Origin of the sequence: Heterorhizobium halophytocola, assembly GCF_017873095.1 — a bacterium.
Taxonomy (GTDB): domain Bacteria; phylum Pseudomonadota; class Alphaproteobacteria; order Rhizobiales; family Rhizobiaceae; genus Allorhizobium; species Allorhizobium halophytocola.
Genome location: NZ_JAGGJU010000003.1, coordinates 59,827 through 76,710, shown reverse-complemented (window position 1 = coordinate 76,710; position 16,884 = coordinate 59,827). Strand labels below are relative to the sequence as shown.

The 16,884-nt window shown below is 62.0% G+C and carries 14 protein-coding genes and 3 tRNA genes; 4 read left to right on the top strand and 13 right to left on the bottom strand.

Going from position 1 to position 16,884, the window contains the following annotated elements; genetic code table 11:
• Positions 1-155: 155 nt before the first annotated feature.
• From rpoB to J2Z17_RS05765, 13 genes are all read right to left on the bottom strand, one after another.
• The gene (gene rpoB / locus J2Z17_RS05825; RefSeq protein ID WP_209943104.1) at positions 156-4,295 is read right to left on the bottom strand and encodes a DNA-directed RNA polymerase subunit beta; all 4,140 of its coding nucleotides are present in this window, start codon (positions 4,293-4,295) and stop codon (positions 156-158) included.
• 255 nt (positions 4,296-4,550) lie between these two features.
• Positions 4,551-4,925, bottom strand: coding sequence for a 50S ribosomal protein L7/L12 (rplL, locus tag J2Z17_RS05820; RefSeq protein ID WP_209943103.1), 375 nt, complete (start codon positions 4,923-4,925; stop codon positions 4,551-4,553).
• Between the two features lie 60 nt (positions 4,926-4,985).
• Positions 4,986-5,504, bottom strand: a complete 519-nt coding sequence (gene rplJ / locus J2Z17_RS05815; RefSeq protein WP_209943101.1) for a 50S ribosomal protein L10 — start codon at positions 5,502-5,504, stop codon at positions 4,986-4,988.
• Between the two features lie 353 nt (positions 5,505-5,857).
• Positions 5,858-6,553: a 50S ribosomal protein L1 gene (gene rplA, locus J2Z17_RS05810; RefSeq protein ID WP_209943748.1), complete on the bottom strand. Its 696-nt coding sequence runs from the start codon at positions 6,551-6,553 to the stop codon at positions 5,858-5,860.
• A 2-nt stretch (positions 6,554-6,555) separates the two neighbouring features.
• Positions 6,556-6,987 carry a 50S ribosomal protein L11 gene (rplK, locus tag J2Z17_RS05805; protein ID WP_209943099.1) on the bottom strand — a complete coding sequence of 144 codons (432 nt, stop codon included), beginning with the start codon at positions 6,985-6,987 and terminating at the stop codon, positions 6,556-6,558.
• A 152-nt stretch (positions 6,988-7,139) separates the two neighbouring features.
• Positions 7,140-7,670: a transcription termination/antitermination protein NusG gene (gene nusG / locus J2Z17_RS05800; RefSeq protein ID WP_209943097.1), complete on the bottom strand. Its 531-nt coding sequence runs from the start codon at positions 7,668-7,670 to the stop codon at positions 7,140-7,142.
• A gap of 17 nt (positions 7,671-7,687) precedes the next feature.
• Positions 7,688-7,888 carry a preprotein translocase subunit SecE gene (gene secE, locus J2Z17_RS05795; protein WP_209943096.1) on the bottom strand — a complete coding sequence of 67 codons (201 nt, stop codon included), beginning with the start codon at positions 7,886-7,888 and terminating at the stop codon, positions 7,688-7,690.
• A 180-nt stretch (positions 7,889-8,068) separates the two neighbouring features.
• Positions 8,069-8,144 (bottom strand) — tRNA-Trp (locus J2Z17_RS05790).
• Positions 8,145-8,269: 125 nt separating this feature from the next.
• Complete coding sequence (locus tag J2Z17_RS05785; protein WP_209943095.1) at positions 8,270-8,902, bottom strand: hypothetical protein; 633 nt, start codon at positions 8,900-8,902, stop codon at positions 8,270-8,272.
• Positions 8,903-9,462: 560 nt separating this feature from the next.
• Entirely contained in the window at positions 9,463-10,638 is a 1,176-nt protein-coding gene (tuf, locus tag J2Z17_RS05780; protein WP_209943094.1) for an elongation factor Tu, read from the bottom strand.
• A gap of 357 nt (positions 10,639-10,995) precedes the next feature.
• Positions 10,996-11,178, bottom strand: coding sequence for a hypothetical protein (locus J2Z17_RS05775; RefSeq protein ID WP_209943093.1), 183 nt, complete (start codon positions 11,176-11,178; stop codon positions 10,996-10,998).
• A 125-nt stretch (positions 11,179-11,303) separates the two neighbouring features.
• Positions 11,304-11,377, bottom strand: a tRNA-Gly gene (locus tag J2Z17_RS05770).
• A gap of 21 nt (positions 11,378-11,398) precedes the next feature.
• Positions 11,399-11,483: transfer RNA gene (locus J2Z17_RS05765), tRNA-Tyr, on the bottom strand.
• 209 nt (positions 11,484-11,692) lie between these two features.
• Here J2Z17_RS05765 and rlmB point away from each other — a divergent pair.
• From rlmB to J2Z17_RS05745, 4 genes are all read left to right on the top strand, one after another.
• The gene (gene rlmB, locus J2Z17_RS05760; protein ID WP_209943092.1) at positions 11,693-12,574 is read left to right on the top strand and encodes a 23S rRNA (guanosine(2251)-2'-O)-methyltransferase RlmB; all 882 of its coding nucleotides are present in this window, start codon (positions 11,693-11,695) and stop codon (positions 12,572-12,574) included.
• Positions 12,571-13,347 (top strand): HAD-IIB family hydrolase, encoded by a 777-nt coding sequence (locus J2Z17_RS05755; RefSeq protein ID WP_209943091.1) that lies wholly within the window; start codon positions 12,571-12,573, stop codon positions 13,345-13,347. The genes rlmB and J2Z17_RS05755 overlap by 4 nt, the downstream gene beginning before the upstream one ends.
• Before the next feature lie 36 nt (positions 13,348-13,383).
• Entirely contained in the window at positions 13,384-14,601 is a 1,218-nt protein-coding gene (locus J2Z17_RS05750) for a glycosyltransferase family protein (RefSeq protein ID WP_209943089.1), read from the top strand.
• 435 nt (positions 14,602-15,036) lie between these two features.
• Positions 15,037-16,881, top strand: a complete 1,845-nt coding sequence (locus tag J2Z17_RS05745) for a heavy metal translocating P-type ATPase (RefSeq protein ID WP_342454378.1) — start codon at positions 15,037-15,039, stop codon at positions 16,879-16,881.
• The last annotated feature ends 3 nt before the right edge of the window (positions 16,882-16,884 follow it).

Below are 16,884 nucleotides of genomic sequence, written 5' to 3'. Positions count from 1 at the left end.
GCTTGGTCAGGGGCAAATTCCCGGGATGCCTCGTCCAAGCCTTGAATGACAGCTAACCGCAAATTGCGGCAAAACTCCTCTCCGAGCCTCAGGCAATGCCTTTGGCCGGGAGGGGTGCGTGCGCCGCTTGCCGCCGCGCACGCCTTGTCAAATGGTCACTCCGCCGCGTCTGGCAGGTCCACGTCGCCCTGGTTCTCGAGCTTGGAGTTCTCGAGTTCGACACTGAGGCCCAGCGAGCGCATTTCCTTGACGAGAACGTTGAAGCTCTCGGGAATGCCCGCCTCGAAGGTGTCGTCGCCACGGACGATCGCCTCGTAGACCTTGGTACGGCCGGCAACGTCGTCCGACTTCACGGTCAGCATTTCCTGCAGCGTGTAGGCGGCACCATAGGCTTCCAGAGCCCAGACCTCCATTTCGCCGAAGCGCTGGCCACCGAACTGCGCCTTACCACCGAGCGGCTGCTGGGTGACGAGCGAGTACGGACCGATCGAACGGGCGTGGATCTTGTCATCGACCAAGTGGTTGAGCTTGATCATGTACATGTAACCCACGGTCACCTGGCGGTCGAAGGGCTCACCGGTACGGCCGTCGTAAAGGACGGACTGACCCGACGAGTTGAGACCGGCACGCTGCAGCATGGCGGACACGTCCGCTTCATGCGCACCGTCGAAGACCGGCGTGGCGATCGAGACGCCACGCTTTGCCTCGTCGGCCAGGCGGACGATCGACTCGTCGTCGAACTGCTCGACATTCTCCGGGTTGGTCCCCGTCGAATAGATCTCCTCGATCTCGCCGCGCAGTGTCGAGATGTCGTTCGACTGCTTGTACTCCTCTAGCATCTCGCCGATCCGCTTGCCCATGCCAGCGCAAGCCCAGGCCAGGTGCGTTTCGAGGATCTGACCGACGTTCATGCGCGACGGCACGCCGAGCGGGTTCAAGACGACGTCGACATGCGTACCGTCCTCGAGGAACGGCATGTCCTCGACCGGCACGATGCGGGAGACGACACCCTTGTTGCCGTGACGGCCGGCCATCTTGTCGCCCGGCTGGATCTTGCGCTTAACGGCGACGAAGACCTTGACCATCTTCATCACGCCCGGAGGCATTTCGTCACCGCGCTGGACCTTTTCGACCTTGTCCATGAAGCGCTGTTCAAGGCGCGACTTGGATTCGTCGTACTGGGTGCGAAGCGCTTCGACTTCGCCCTGGACCTTCTCGTCCTCGACGGCGAACATCCACCACTGCGACCGCGGGTATTCCGAGATCACGCTGTTGGACAGTTCTGCGCCCTTCTTGAAGCCCTTGGGGCCTGCAACGGACACGTGACCACGCAACATGTCGAGCAGACGGCCGTAGACGTTACGGTCGAGGATCGCCTGTTCGTCGTCGCGGTCCTTGGCGAGACGTTCGATTTCCTCGCGCTCGATCGCCATCGCACGTTCGTCCTTTTCAACGCCGTGGCGATTGAAAACGCGAACTTCGACGATCGTGCCGAAGGTACCCGGCGGCATGCGCATGGACGTGTCGCGCACGTCGGAGGCCTTTTCACCGAAGATGGCGCGCAGAAGCTTTTCTTCCGGCGTCATCGGGCTTTCGCCCTTCGGGGTGATCTTGCCGACCAGGATGTCGCCCGGTGCCACTTCGGCACCGATATAGACGATACCGGCTTCGTCCAGGTTCTTCAGCGCTTCTTCCGAGACGTTCGGAATATCGCGCGTGATTTCTTCCGGACCCAGCTTGGTGTCGCGGGCCATCACTTCGAATTCCTCGATATGGATCGAAGTGAAGACGTCGTCGGAGACGATACGCTCGGACAGCAGGATCGAGTCTTCGTAGTTGTACCCGTTCCACGGCATGAACGCGACGAGCGCGTTGCGGCCGAGCGCCAGGTCACCGAGATCGGTCGACGGACCGTCGGCGATGATGTCACCCTTGTTCAGAATGTCACCGACGGCGACCAGCGGGCGCTGGTTGATGCAGGTGTTCTGGTTCGAACGCTGGAACTTCATCAGACGGTAGATGTCGACACCCGACTTCGACGGATCGAGGTCTTCGGTCGCACGGATAACGATACGCGTCGCATCGACCTGGTCGACGACACCGCCACGACGGGCCGCGATCGCAGCACCGGAGTCGCGGGCCACCACCGGTTCCATGCCGGTTCCGACGAACGGCGCTTCGGCACGCACCAGCGGCACGGCCTGACGCTGCATGTTCGAGCCCATGAGGGCGCGGTTGGCGTCGTCGTTTTCCAGGAACGGAATGAGCGCGGCCGCAACCGAGACCACCTGCTTGGGCGAAACGTCCATCAGGTTGACGGTGTCACGCGGGGCCAGCATCACTTCGCCGGCATGACGCGAGACCACGAATTCCTCGACGAAACGACCTTCCTCATCGAGCTGGGCATTGGCCTGCGCGATGTAGTACTTGGCCTCTTCCATGGCGGAGAGATACAGCACTTCCTTGCTGACCTTGCCGTCGTCGATCTTGCGGTACGGGCTTTCGATGAAGCCGTACTTGTTGACGCGGGCAAAGGTGGCAAGCGAGTTGATCAGACCGATGTTCGGGCCTTCAGGCGTTTCGATCGGGCAGATACGGCCGTAATGGGTCGGGTGAACGTCGCGGACTTCGAAGCCGGCGCGCTCGCGGGTCAGACCACCCGGGCCAAGCGCCGAGAGACGACGCTTGTGGGTGATCTCCGAAAGCGGGTTCACCTGGTCCATGAACTGCGACAGCTGCGAGGAACCGAAGAACTCGCGAACCGCGGCGGCTGCCGGCTTCGCGTTGATCAGGTCCTGCGGCATCACGGTGTCGATCTCGATCGAGGACATGCGTTCCTTGATCGCACGTTCCATGCGCAGGAGGCCCAGACGGTACTGGTTCTCCATCAGTTCGCCGACCGAACGCACACGGCGGTTGCCGAGGTTGTCGATGTCGTCGATCTCGCCCTTGCCGTCGCGCAGGTCGACCAGCATCCGGACCACGGCCAGGATGTCGTCCTTGCGCAGGACGCGGACGGTGTCTTCGGCATCGAGGTCGAGACGCATGTTCATCTTGACGCGACCGACGGCCGACAGGTCGTAGCGCTCGGCGTCGAAGAACAGCGAATTGAACATCGCTTCGGCCGAATCCATGGTCGGCGGCTCACCCGGACGCATGACACGGTAGATGTCGAACAGCGCGTCCTGACGGCTTTCGTTCTTGTCGGCTGCCAGCGTGTTGCGGATATAGGCGCCGACATTGATGTGGTCGATGCCCAGGATCGGCAGTTCGTCGATGCCGGCGTCGAGCAGGCCCGGAATGTTCTTCTCGTCGAGCTCGTCGCCCGCCTCGAGGAAGATCTCGCCGGTTTCCATGTTGACGACGTCTTCGGCGACATAGCAGCCATAGAGGTCTTCTTCGGTCGCCTTCAGAGCCTTCAGGCCCTTCTCGGTCAACTGGCGCAGAAGACGCGGGGTCAGCTTCTTGCCGCTCTCCACCACGACTTCGCCGGTGTCGGCGTCGATCATGTTGGAGATTGCCTTGGAACCCTTCAGCGAATCAGGGTTGAAGGGAATGCGCCAGCCGTCGCCGTCACGCACATAGGCGGCCTGCGTGTAGAAGGTCGACAGGATCTCCTCGGCATCCATGCCGAGTGCCATCAGCAGCGATGTCGCCGGAATCTTGCGGCGGCGGTCGATACGGGCAAAGACGATGTCCTTGGCGTCGAACTCGATGTCGAGCCAGGAACCGCGATAGGGGATCACGCGGGCCGCAAACAGCAGCTTGCCCGACGAATGGCTCTTGCCCTTGTCGTGGTCGAAGAACACGCCCGGCGAACGGTGCATCTGCGAAACGATGACGCGCTCGGTGCCGTTGACGACAAAGGTGCCGTTGTTGGTCATGAGCGGCATGTCGCCCATGTAGACCGACTGTTCCTTGATGTCCTTGATCGAGCGGGCGCCCGTATCCTCATCAATATCGAACACGATCAGGCGCAGCGTCACCTTGAGCGGCGCTGCATAGGTGAGGTCGCGCTGACGGCATTCGTCGACGTCGAACTTCGGATGCTCGAATTCGTACGAGACGAATTCCAGCATCGACGCGCCGGAGAAGTCGGTGATCGGGAAAACCGACTTGAAAACAGCATTAAGTCCCTCGTCGGGGCGACCGCCTTCCGGCTCGTCGACCATGAGGAACTGATCATAGGATGCCTTTTGAACCTCGATCAGGTTCGGCATCTCCGCGACTTCAGGAATTTTTCCGAAAAACTTGCGTACGCGCCTGCGACCATTAAAGGTAAGGGTCTGAGCCATCGTCGCTCCTTGTCAATCTTGCACCCGGGCCTGCAACGGACGGAACACACTGGCCAGGCGGCTCCGTCTACTTGGGATCATCAATCTCGTCTTGGCTGCCGAACCGCCGGCCGGATTGCCGGGAGCGCGGGCCAAGACCATCCTTATGAAGACCCCATTACCCAAAAGCCGTTTTATCGGCTTTTGGGTAATGGCATCAGAGGAAATGCCGGTCGGGAGAGGGCGAAACCGCCCTCTCCCGACCGAAATCTCGAATTACTTAACGTCGACCTTGGCGCCGGCGTCTTCAAGCTTCTTCTTGAGGTCGGCAGCTTCAGCCTTGGAAACAGCTTCCTTGACAGCCTTCGGAGCGCCTTCGACGAGGTCCTTGGCTTCCTTGAGGCCGAGACCCGTGATAGCGCGGACTTCCTTGATGACGTTGATCTTGTTAGCGCCTGCTTCGGTCAGGATAACGTCGAACTCGGTCTTTTCTTCTTCAACTGCAGCAGCAGCACCGCCGGCAGCAGCAGCGGCAGCTACGGGAGCAGCAGCCGAAACGCCCCACTTTTCTTCGAGCATCTTGGAAAGCTCAGCAGCTTCCATGACGGTCAGGGCGGAGAGGTCTTCTACGATCTTAGCGAGATCAGCCATTTTGATAGTTCCTTTGGTGTTCGGTTCGAACTGGGTTTGAAATTACAGCGAAAAACCGCCTCAAGCGGCTTCGTCCTTCTTGGCGTAGGCCGAAAACACGCGCGCAAGCTGGCTTGCGGGTGCCTGAACAACCCCTGCGATGCGGGTAGCCGGTGTCTGGATCATGCCCAGCAGCTTCGCACGCAGCTCGTCGAGAGACGGCAAGGTCGCAAGCGACTTCACAGCATCCGCATCGAGCATGGTTGAACCCATGGCGCCGCCCAGGACAACGATCTTCTCGTTGGTCTTGGCGAAATCCATGACGACTTTCGGAGCCGTGATCGGGTCTTCGCTGTATGCAATCAGCGTCTGACCCTGGAAGAGATCAACGATCCCTTCCGACTCCGTGCCCTGAAGAGCGATCTTGGCCAGACGGTTCTTCGCGACTTTGACGGTGCCGCCAGCTGCGCGCATTCTCGAACGAAAATCGTTCATCTGCGCAACCGTAACACCAGCATAGTGGGCCACAACAACCGAGCCGGAAGTCTTGAAGACCTCGGTCAGCTCCGTGACGAATTCGCGTTTTTCCGCTCTTTCCACTGTCTGTCTCCAGTAGGCAGGACCAATGACTGGACCTGCCGGGTTGCCTTTCGCCCCGAGGGAACTCTTCTAAAAGAGGATCCCGCGCGACGCGTGAGGATCCTGTCCCCTTCACACCGGAGAAAACTCCAGTGCACAAGGCACACAAGGCTCGAACCGGACATCAACACGTCATCAGACGTTTTAAAAATCTCGGGTCTTACCCGTCTCATGCAGACTTTACGATTAAGGCCCGAAGGCCGCCTGCAATCTCGGACAGGAGTGTCCGGCTTTGACACCGGACATTCCCGGCCCCGAAGGGTCGGGAATTCTGATCGACGCCGCCGGAGTGACCGGCGGCGCCTGAAAACTGGTTAGGCCGAAACCGACGACGGATCAACCTTGACGCCCGGACCCATGGTCGAGGAGATCGCTACGCGCTTGACGTAGTTGCCCTTCGCACCGGTCGGCTTCGCCTTGATCACGGCGTCGGCGAAAGCACGGATGTTCTCTTCGATCGCCTTGGCGTCGAAGGAAGCCTTGCCGATACCGGCATGCACGATGCCGGCCTTCTCGACGCGGAACTCGACGGCGCCGCCCTTGGAAGCCTTGACCGCACCGGTGACGTCCATGGTCACGGTGCCGACCTTCGGGTTCGGCATCATGCCACGCGGGCCGAGTACCTTGCCGAGACGGCCGACGAGCGGCATCATGTCGGGCGTTGCGATGCAACGATCGAAGTCGATCTTGCCGGACTGGACGATTTCGACCAGGTCTTCGGCGCCGACGACGTCCGCACCGGCGGCCGTGGCTTCATCAGCCTTGGCGCCACGGGCGAAAACGGCAACGCGAACGTCACGGCCGGTCCCGTTCGGCAGGTTGACCACGCCGCGGACCATCTGGTCTGCATGACGCGGATCGACGCCGAGGTTCATCGAGACTTCGATGGTTTCGTCGAACTTGGCGATAGCCCGTTCCTTGACGAGAGCGATGGCATCGGTGAGGGCGACCAGCTTGGTCGGATCGATGCCTTCACGGATCTTCTGGATGCGCTTTGCGACCTTAACCATCATCAACCTACCACTTCCAGGCCCATGGCGCGGGCGGAGCCCTCGATCATGGCCATTGCGCCGTCGATATCAGCGGCGTTGAGATCCTTCATCTTGGCTTCGGCGATCGTGCGGACCTGATCCTTGGTGATCTTGCCGGCAGCGGCGCCCTTGCCCGGAGTCTTCGAGCCGGACGTCAGCTTTGCTTCCTTCTTCAGGAAGTAGCTGACCGGCGGCTGCTTCATGATGAAGTTGAAGGACTTGTCCTGGTAATAGGTGATGACGACCGGGATCGGCATGCCCTTTTCCATTTCCTGCGTGGCGGCATTGAACGCCTTGCAGAATTCCATAATGTTGATGCCGCGCTGACCAAGCGCCGGGCCGATCGGCGGGGACGGGTTTGCCGATCCTGCCTTGACCTGAAGCTTGAGCTGGCCTGCAACTTTCTTAGCCATATCTCTCTGCCTTTCTCATCGGACCGGTTGCCCGGCCCCTTCATGCCGGACATGCCGGCGGCTGCGGTTGCGTGGTGCGCTGTTCGACGATCCGGCTTAAAAGATCGCCCGAGCTTCCACGCGGGGTCGGAGTGTTTCCACTCCCAAGTCGCTCAGACCTTTTCGACCTGAGCGTATTCCAGTTCGACCGGGGTCGCACGACCGAAGATCGACACTTCGACCTTGAGGCGCGAACGCTCCTCGTCGACATCCTGAACGACGCCGTTGAACGAGGCGAAGGGACCGTCGGAGACGCGAACCTGTTCGCCGATCTCGAAGGAGACGGAAGACTTCGGACGCTCGACACCTTCCTGGACCTGGCCCAGGATGCGCTCGGCCTCGAAGTCCGGGATCGGAACCGGCTTGCTGTCGGAACCGAGAAAGCCCGTGACCTTCGGGGTATTCTTGATCAGATGATAGGCTTCGTCGGTCAGCTCGGCGCGGACCATCACATAGCCGGGGAAGAACTTGCGCTCGCTATCGACCTTGCGGCCACGGCGCACTTCCACCACCTTTTCGGTCGGCACGAGGATCTTGTCGAAGAGATGGGACAGGCCCTTCTGGCGCGCCTTTTCCTCGATAGACTCGGCAACCTTCTTCTCGAAATTCGAATATGCGTGAACAATGTACCAACGCACCGCCATGGAAGCCTCCGCCTGATTTAATTGCTGACGTTCAGCACGAAGCTGATTGCCCAGCCGATAAGCTGGTCAGCCGCAAAGAAAAACAGCGCCGCAAAGATGACCATGACAAGCACCATCGCCGTCGAGATCATCGTCTCGCGACGGGAGGGCCACGTTACTTTCGCCGTTTCAGCACGCACCTGCTGCAGAAACGTGAAGGGATTCGTCTTCGATGCCATTGACTTCTGCTCATACGACTACGGCGCGTAAAGCCGAACTATTCAGCTCCACGCACCGCGTGTCCGTTTTGTGCCTACATAACGACCGATTCAAGATTGCGCAAGTGGCAGACCCAAATCAGTCGGCTCAGCCCTTCCCCACTCCGCGGCAGCCAGTTGCAGCGCCAACGACGTGAAGACTGGCAGGGGCAGCAGGGCTCGAACCTACGACCTGCGGTTTTGGAGACCGCCGCTCTACCAACTGAGCTATACCCCTAGCGAAAATGGACACCTGCAAACCGAAGCCGCTGGATCCGTCATCACGGCGCTCCCTTTACGGTGCGACGGAAAGATTGGCAAGACCATTTTTGCAAGTTTTCGCAATCCGCACAGCGAATGCCGTCACCATTTGCGGTCGAAGCGCGCAGCCACAGAGGGTGTGGCCGCCGACCAGGGATTGGCGATCGACAGGTTGACCGAGAATTCGCTGCCGACCTGGCGGCGGATACCGACATTGCCGGTCATTTCGCGCGAAAAGGAATCATAGACTGCCGAGGTCGAGATCTGGGTGGAGAAGCGCTGCAGATCGATCGAAAGACTTTGGCTAGCCGAGACCCCCATGCCGTCTCCGGCGCTTGCGACCGCGCGGACCGTGCGGCTGGAGCGCAGGGACAGATCATCGTTCGACAGCCATTCGCGGGTCTCGCTGAGGCTGAGCACGCCCTGCTCGGCCTGGGCATCATAGGTGGCGGCAACCGTTGCCGAACGCCCCCAGTCGACCGCCCGGTCCGGCGTCAGATGCATGGTGCCGGTGAGGATCAGCGGCGTGTCGGCAAGCCGGACACGCCCGGCGCCGGTGCCGGTGACCGTGGTGCTTGCGGTCACCGTTGTCGGCACGGGCAGGACGCCCAGCCGCAGGCCGGCGGTAAAGCCCGCCGCCGTATCGCCGACCTTAGACGCGCTCCACACCAGGGGCACATCGTCCGCGAATGCCGCGTGCACGCCATAGCTGGCAATGCCTACAGAAAGAGTCACAAGCGCCGCTACCGCCGCACAGGCCTTTGACTTCATCATAAGAACCGTCGTTTTTTCAGTCCGCCTCGACGGAACCGGAGGACGCCCGGAACCACCAATCTCGAGGCACAGATATACGCTGCAACGCGAAAGAGACCAAGCAAAAATCGTGCCGGATGACAATTCGTGCGCGACCTGGTGCCGGAGGACAACAGGTCCGGCACGGGGAGACGCGACACGGACAGGCGGCAACCAGGTCCTCAGGCCATCACACGACATTCATGAGACCGCGGTATCGTTATAGATTTTCGTCTCGTAACGATATTTGCGTCGGGTGATCCGGCCTTGCGCTGGCGGTGGAGGCCGACGGGAAAGCAACTGGCCATAACCGAACGAACTGCTGGGCGGGCGAGAGGCCGGGACCAAGCGACCGCGAAGCCCATGCGGGGGCTTCAGGGGCGACAACAACTGAACGACCTGCTGGCAGCGGATACCCCTTGCCGCACACCGCGCCCGGCCGCAAATGAAAAGAGCCCCGCCGTTTCCGGCGGGGCTCCTCATCATCCCCGAAGGGAGAAGGATTACTCGATGATCGAGGCGACGATGCCGGCGCCGACGGTGCGGCCGCCTTCGCGGATCGCGAAGCGCAGCTTTTCTTCCATCGCGATCGGAACGATCAGCTCGACCTGAACCGTGACGTTGTCGCCCGGCATCACCATTTCCGTGCCTTCCGGAAGCGACACGATACCGGTCACGTCCGTCGTGCGGAAGTAGAACTGCGGACGATAGTTGGTGAAGAACGGCGTGTGACGGCCACCCTCTTCCTTCGTCAGGATGTAGGCTTCTGCCATGAACTTCTTGTGCGGCTTGACCGAACCCGGCTTGCACAGGATCTGGCCACGCTCGACGCCGTTACGGTCCACACCGCGAACCAGCGCGCCGATGTTGTCGCCGGCCTGGCCCTGATCGAGCAGCTTGCGGAACATTTCAACGCCGGTAACCGTCGTCTTGGAGGTGTCCTTGATGCCGACGATCTCGACTTCTTCACCAACCTTGACGATGCCGCGCTCGACGCGACCGGTCACGACCGTACCACGACCCGAGATCGAGAACACGTCTTCGATCGGCATCAGGAACGGCTGGTCGATCGGACGCTCAGGCGTCGGGATGTAGGCGTCGACAGCCGCCATCAGTTCGCGAACGGCATCTTCGCCGATCTTCTTGTTGGAATCTTCAAGAGCGGCAAGCGCCGAACCCTTGACCACCGGAATGTCGTCGCCCGGGAAGTCGTAGGACGACAGAAGTTCGCGCACTTCCAGCTCGACGAGCTCCAGCAGCTCTTCGTCGTCGACCTGGTCGACCTTGTTCAGGAACACGACGATCGCCGGAACGCCAACCTGACGGGCAAGCAGGATGTGCTCGCGGGTCTGCGGCATCGGGCCGTCGGCAGCCGAGCAGACCAGGATCGCGCCGTCCATCTGGGCAGCACCGGTGATCATGTTCTTGACGTAGTCGGCGTGGCCGGGGCAGTCGACGTGGGCGTAGTGACGCGCTTCCGTCTCGTATTCCACGTGCGCCGTCGAGATGGTGATCCCGCGGGCCTTTTCTTCCGGCGCCGCATCGATCTGGTCGTAGGCGCGGTAGTCGCCGAAATACTTCGTGATCGCTGCCGTCAGCGACGTCTTGCCGTGGTCAACGTGGCCGATCGTACCGATGTTTACGTGCGGCTTGTTACGCTCGAATTTGCTCTTTGCCATCTGTATGTTTCCTACTAATCGAAATTAGGTTGGCCCCGGCGAACCGGTTTGGTGTCGCCGTTTAAGGCTTCTGTCTGGAATGCGCAAGACTTAATTGATCGGCGCTCGACAGACCGCGCCGCGACGATCGCCCTTCCAGATCAACAGGTTTCGCCGTGGCGGACGCAGTCATGCGCCGGCGGCGCCGGATGCCGGAACCCTGCGGCGATCAAGCGTGTCGTGGCGGAGCGACAATTGGGCCAGAAAGACCGGCCTTGCCGCGGTTTTTGCCCCTCTCCTGCCCTGACGCCGTGCCCGACGATACAGGCGAAGGCCGTGCACGTCGCAGCACCGCGCCCTGCCCCCTCGGCCGACAGTTCAGCGGATGAACTCGTAACCGGCAAGATCGACCGCCATCAGCACAACGAAGAGAAGAAAGAAACCGACCACCAGATAAAGCAGCTTGCGGGTGATCAGCTTCAGCCGATTCTTGCCGAAAAAGGCATTGAGGCCCGACAGGCCGAGCGAGATGGCCGCAATGGCGGGGACAGACAGGATCATGGGCTTGCTTCCTTGCCGAGACCCGCCACCCCCGCAGGCAACAGGCCAAACTATGTCCGCACCTCCCCTGTCGCGGCAGGCAAGAAGACTGGATGGTCGGCGAGAGATGTCAGGCGGTAAGGAACTGGAGCGGGTAGCGGGAATCGAACCCGCGTATTCAGCTTGGAAGGCTGCTGCTCTACCATTGAGCTATACCCGCGGTGTTCGATCCAAGGACGAATGGTGGAGGGAGTTGGATTTGAACCAACGTAGGCGTAGCCAACGGATTTACAGTCCGTCCCCTTTAACCACTCGGGCATCCCTCCAGTATTCGTCTGGATCGTGCGACCAAGCTAATCAGTCGTCAGATCGTCGAGGCGTTTGGCCCTTCGATCTGCGGCGGGTATATGCCGGGCCATCTGTGAGATGTCAACACGAGGGCGGACAAAAAAACTGCAAAAAAATTCGGGCTGTGGAGGAAGTCCATTGACGCTGCGGGACTAGGCGGCTTCCCCGGCAAAAGCTATAAGGCGCCATGAGCAAAGACAACGACCCGTCCGGCAAGGACAGCCACTACGCCACCCTGAGACGCGCCGTGCGCGACAAGAAGCGCGAGCGCGGCGAGATCCCGACACCGCCCCAGAACAGGAAGCGCCGCGACGGCGCCGACAAGTGGACGCCGCCGAAGATCGCGCCCGACCAGGTGTTTCTCTACGGCCTGCATACGGTGCGCGCGGCCCTCGACAACCCCGCCCGCAAGATCATCAAGCTGTCGGTGACGAAGAACGCGCTCGACCGGCTGGAGCTCGGATCGGAAAAGGCGCCGGCCTTTCCGGTCGAGATCGTCTCGCCGCAGGACATCGACAAGGCGCTCGGGCCCGACGCGATCCACCAGGGCGTGATGCTGGAAACGCGGCCGCTGCCCGTGCGCCGGCTGGAGGCGCTGAAGGACAGCCCCATGCTGCTGGTGCTCGACCAGGTGACCGACCCGCACAATGTCGGCGCGATCATGCGCACCGCCGTCGCCTTCGGGGCCGGCGCGGTGATCACCACGCAGCGCCATTCGCCGACCGAATCGGGCGTGCTGGCCAAGTCGGCCTCCGGCGCGCTGGAGATGATCCCCTATATCCAGGTCACCAATCTGGCCGACGCGCTCGGCGAGCTGCACAAGCTCGGTTTCCAGTCGGTCGGCCTCGATTCGGAAGGACCTGAGGCAATCGAGGGTGCGTTTGCCGGTGATCGGGTGGCGCTGGTGCTCGGATCGGAAGGCAAGGGACTGCGCCAGAAGACCCGCGAAACCGTTGGCGCCCTTGCCCGTCTCGACATGCCGGGCGCGATCAAATCGCTGAATGTCTCCAATGCCGCAGCCATCGCGCTTTACGCCACGCGCCACTATCTGCATAAATCCAAGGCATGAATGTCGTCTTTTCCGATCTCGACGGAACCCTTCTCGACCACGAGACCTACAGTTTCGACGCCGCCCGCCCTGCCCTCGACCGCCTGAAGCGTGACGGCATTCCGTTGGTCCTTGCCAGCAGCAAGACGGAAGCCGAGATGCGGCCGATCGCCCAGGCGATCGGTATCGCATGGCCGATGATCGTGGAGAACGGTGCCGGTGTGGTCGGTCTTTCGGGCGACACCGAGATCCGTCAGTGCTACGGCGACCTGCGGCGCTTTCTCGCCGATCTTCCGCAGCCGCTGCGGGCGTGTTTTTCAGGCTTCGGCGATTGGAGCGATACGGAAGTCGCCCAGCGCACCGGCCTGCCGCTCGAAGCGGCAAGGCTTGCGCGGCAAAGACAGTTTTCCGAACCGGGCCTGTTTTCCGGCAGCGATGCGCAAAGGCAGGCGCTTCTGGAGCGGCTCGATGCGGCCGGCTTTCGCGCAGCCCAGGGCGGACGCTTCTTCACCCTGATGCCGAAGACCTCCAAGGCGGACGCGATGGCGACCGTCGCCGCGCATTTCCGCGCGCTCTCCAACGCCCCCGTCACCACCATCGCGCTCGGAGACGCCGAAAACGATCTCGCCATGCTTGAGGCTGCCGATCACGGGTTTATCATAGCCAACAACGCCCATTCTCCGCTTCCCGTCACACAGCGGGAACGGGATGGCCATATCCTGCGTTCGAAGGCCGAAGGGCCCGAAGGCTGGAACCGGACGATCCTCGACCACCTGACACGCAACAATTCCTGAAGCGCAAGCGCCTGCATCAATCACAAGGGGAAAGACTTGGCTGACTTCCATCAGAACGGCGTCGTCGCCACGCTGCACAATCTGCGCGAACGCTCGCTGGAGCGCATGGAGCGCGAACTGGCTTCGTTTTCCCAGAGCCGGCCGATCACCCTGATCCTGCCGTCGCTCTATTCCGAACTCGAGCAGCCGGCGCTGGAGCATATCGTCTCGGAACTCTCCGAGGTCCCCTATATCTCGGAGATCGTCATCGGTCTCGACCAGGCCGACCGCGACCAGTTTCTGCACGCCAAGGAATATTTCTCCCGCCTGCCGCAAAAACACGTGATCCTGTGGAACGATGGTCCGCGGCTGCGCGAGATCGACCGGCAGCTGGAAGACGAATCGCTGGCGCCCGATCAGCCCGGCAAGGGCCGCAATGTCTGGTTCTGCATGGGATATGTGCTCGGCGCCCGCACGGCCGGGGTCGTCGCCCTGCACGACTGCGACATCGTCACCTACAAACGCGAAATGCTGGCCCGGCTTGTCTATCCGGTCGCCAATGCACGTTTCCCTTACGTGTTTTCCAAGGGCTATTATCCGCGCGTCGCCGACAATTCGCTGAATGGCCGCGTCACCCGGCTTCTGGTCACACCGCTGCTGCTCAGCTTGGAAAAGGTCGTCGGCCACCATCCCTATATCGACTACCTGAAGGCCTTCCGCTATCCGCTGGCCGGCGAGTTCGCCATGCGCGCCCATGTGCTGTCGGACCTGCGCATTCCCTCCGACTGGGGGCTGGAAATCGGCGTGCTGTCGGAGGTCTATCGCCATTATTCCAGCAATGCGATCTGCCAGGTCGACATTGCCGACACCTATGACCACAAGCATCAGCCACTGTCGCCCGAAGATGCGGCAAAGGGGCTGTCCCGGATGTCGGTCGACATCACCAAGGCGCTGTTCCGCAAGCTTGCGACCGATGGCGTGGTGTTCAGCCAGGATACGTTCCGCACGCTGAAGGCCACCTATTTCCGCACCGCCCTCGATCTGGTCGAGACCTATTACAACGATGCGCTGATGAACGGGCTCTCCACCGATCGCCATCGCGAGGAGCAGGCCGTCGAACTGTTTGCCGCCAATCTGATCGATGCCGGCAATGTCTATCTGGAAAGCCCGAACGCCACGCCGTTCATGCCGAGCTGGAGCCGGGTCAACAGCGCCCTGCCGGATGTGCTGGACGCGATCCAGCAAGCGGTCAGGGCAGACGCGGAAGAGGCTTAGAGCTTAGAGCTTAGGATCACAGGGCCAGGACAGGCGGGATCGGCAGTGCAGGCTCCCGCCTGCGGGCGTCATCACTTCAGTACCACTGGCCAAAGACGACATGATCGAGCGAATTGCCGTAGCGGCCATTAAGGTTCTGCATGCAGGACGCAAGCCAGAGCGTAAGAGCGAGCCACATCGCGATTCCCAAGATTTTTCGCAAGGATCGCCTGAAGCCTCCAGCAGCCGGGCCGTCCACCACGAACGTCTCCGCCGCGAATAATTGCATGGCTAATTTTATATTTCCTAAAGATCAAAAAACGCGGCATCCGGGGCCGAGCGTTGGCGATCGCATGCCTTTCAGAGGAATAGCGGCCGGCGCATGACAAAGATCAAGGCGTGAGGGGCCGACGGCTGCATTCTTGAGGCCCGGCTTCACACGGAAGGAATGCATCGGTGATCCTTGATCCATGGCTGTCCAGATTGCGCCCGCTACTCGTTGCGGCACCGATCCTGGGGCTGATTAGCGCGATTGCCGGCGTCCAGATCGGATTTCCGGCAGCCTACGCTCCTGCGCTGGTTCTCTCCACGGCCCTGGTGATGCTGGCTCTTGCCGGGCAAATTCTGGCACGGCTCGGCAAGGGCGAAATCGGTCTCGACGTGATTGCGCTTCTTTCCATGGGCGCTGCCCTCGCCTTCGGCGAATATCTGGCCGCGGCCGTGGTCGCCCTGATGTATGCCGGGGGCCAATATCTGGAGACCGTCGCCGAGGGCCGGGCGCGGCGCGAAATGAGCGCGCTTCTGTCCCGCGCGCCACGCATCGCCACGCGGCTCACCGACGACGGACGGCTGGAAGAGATCCCGGTCGCGATGGTCGGCATCGGCGACAGGCTTGCGGTGCGGCGGGGCGAACTGGTCCCGGTCGATGGGATCCTCGACGACGACACGGCGGTGCTCGACGAGGCGGCGTTGACCGGCGAACCGCTCCCGGTGCGCAGGACCCGCGGCCAGCCCGTGATGAGCGGGGCCGGCAATGCCGGTGATCTGTTCAGGATGCTGGCAATCAAGCCGGCCGCCGAAAGCACCTATGCCGGCATTTTGAAACTGGTGGACGAAGCGCAGCGCAGCAAGGCGCCGATGGCGCGGCTTGCCGACCGCTATGCCCTTGGCTTTCTGGCGATCACGCTTGCGATGGCAGCGGCGGCCTGGCTGGTGTCGGGTGATCCGGTGCGCGCGGTCGCCGTGCTCGTCGTTGCCACCCCCTGCCCGCTGATCCTTGCCGTGCCCATCGCCTGGGTGGCCGGTGTGTCGCGATGTGCCCAGTTCGGCCTGCTGATCAAGGGGGCGAGAGCGCTGGAAGACCTGAGCAGGGTCCGTTGCCTGGTGATCGACAAGACGGGAACCCTGACCGACGGCCGGCCGACGCTGGTGGCCGTCCGATCGGCGATGCCCGAGGACGCCTTGCTGCAGCTGGTGGCGTCGCTCGACCAGGCGTCCAGCCATGTGGCCGCGACGGCGCTGGTTGCGGCTGCGCGCGCCAGACATCTGGATCTCATTGCCCCGACTCATGTCTCGGAAATGCCGGGCGAAGGCGTGTCCGGCGAGGTGGCGGGCAGACATGTCGCCATCGGCGGCACCGACTATATCCGCGCCAAATACGGCATGCCCGCCGGAACGCCTCTGCCCGCCGGCGCGATCGCCGCGGCTGTCGCGATCGACGGGGTCTATGCCGGCATGCTGTTGTTCGCCGACCGCTTGCGGGACGGGACCGACCGCATCCTGGCGGGCTTCGGCCGGCTCGGCGTCGACAGGATCATCCTGGCCACCGGCGACCGGCGCGATGTCGCCGACCATATCAGCCGCGGCCTGCCCTTCGACGCGGTGCGATCAGAACTGTCGCCGGGACAGAAGATCGAGATCGTCAGGGCCGAGAAGGCTAAGGCGCCGGTGCTGATGATCGGCGACGGCATCAATGATGCACCAGCGCTTGCCGCCGCCGATATCGGCCTTGCGATGGGGGCGCATGGTTCCGCCGCTGCCATCGAGGCGGCCGATGCCGTGCTTCTGGTGGAGCGCCTGGACCGTGTGCTGGCCGGGATCGAGATCGCTGTCGGCTGTCGGCGGATCGCCCTGCAATGCGTGTTCGCCGGCATCGGCCTTTCGATCGCCGGCATGCTGGCGGCAGCCGCCGGTCTGCTGGCGCCGGTCGAGGGGGCGCTGCTGCAGGAGGCGATCGATATTGCCGTCATCCTCAATGCGCTGCGGGTCCTGCGGATCAAACCCACCTTCGCGACGACCTGAAAT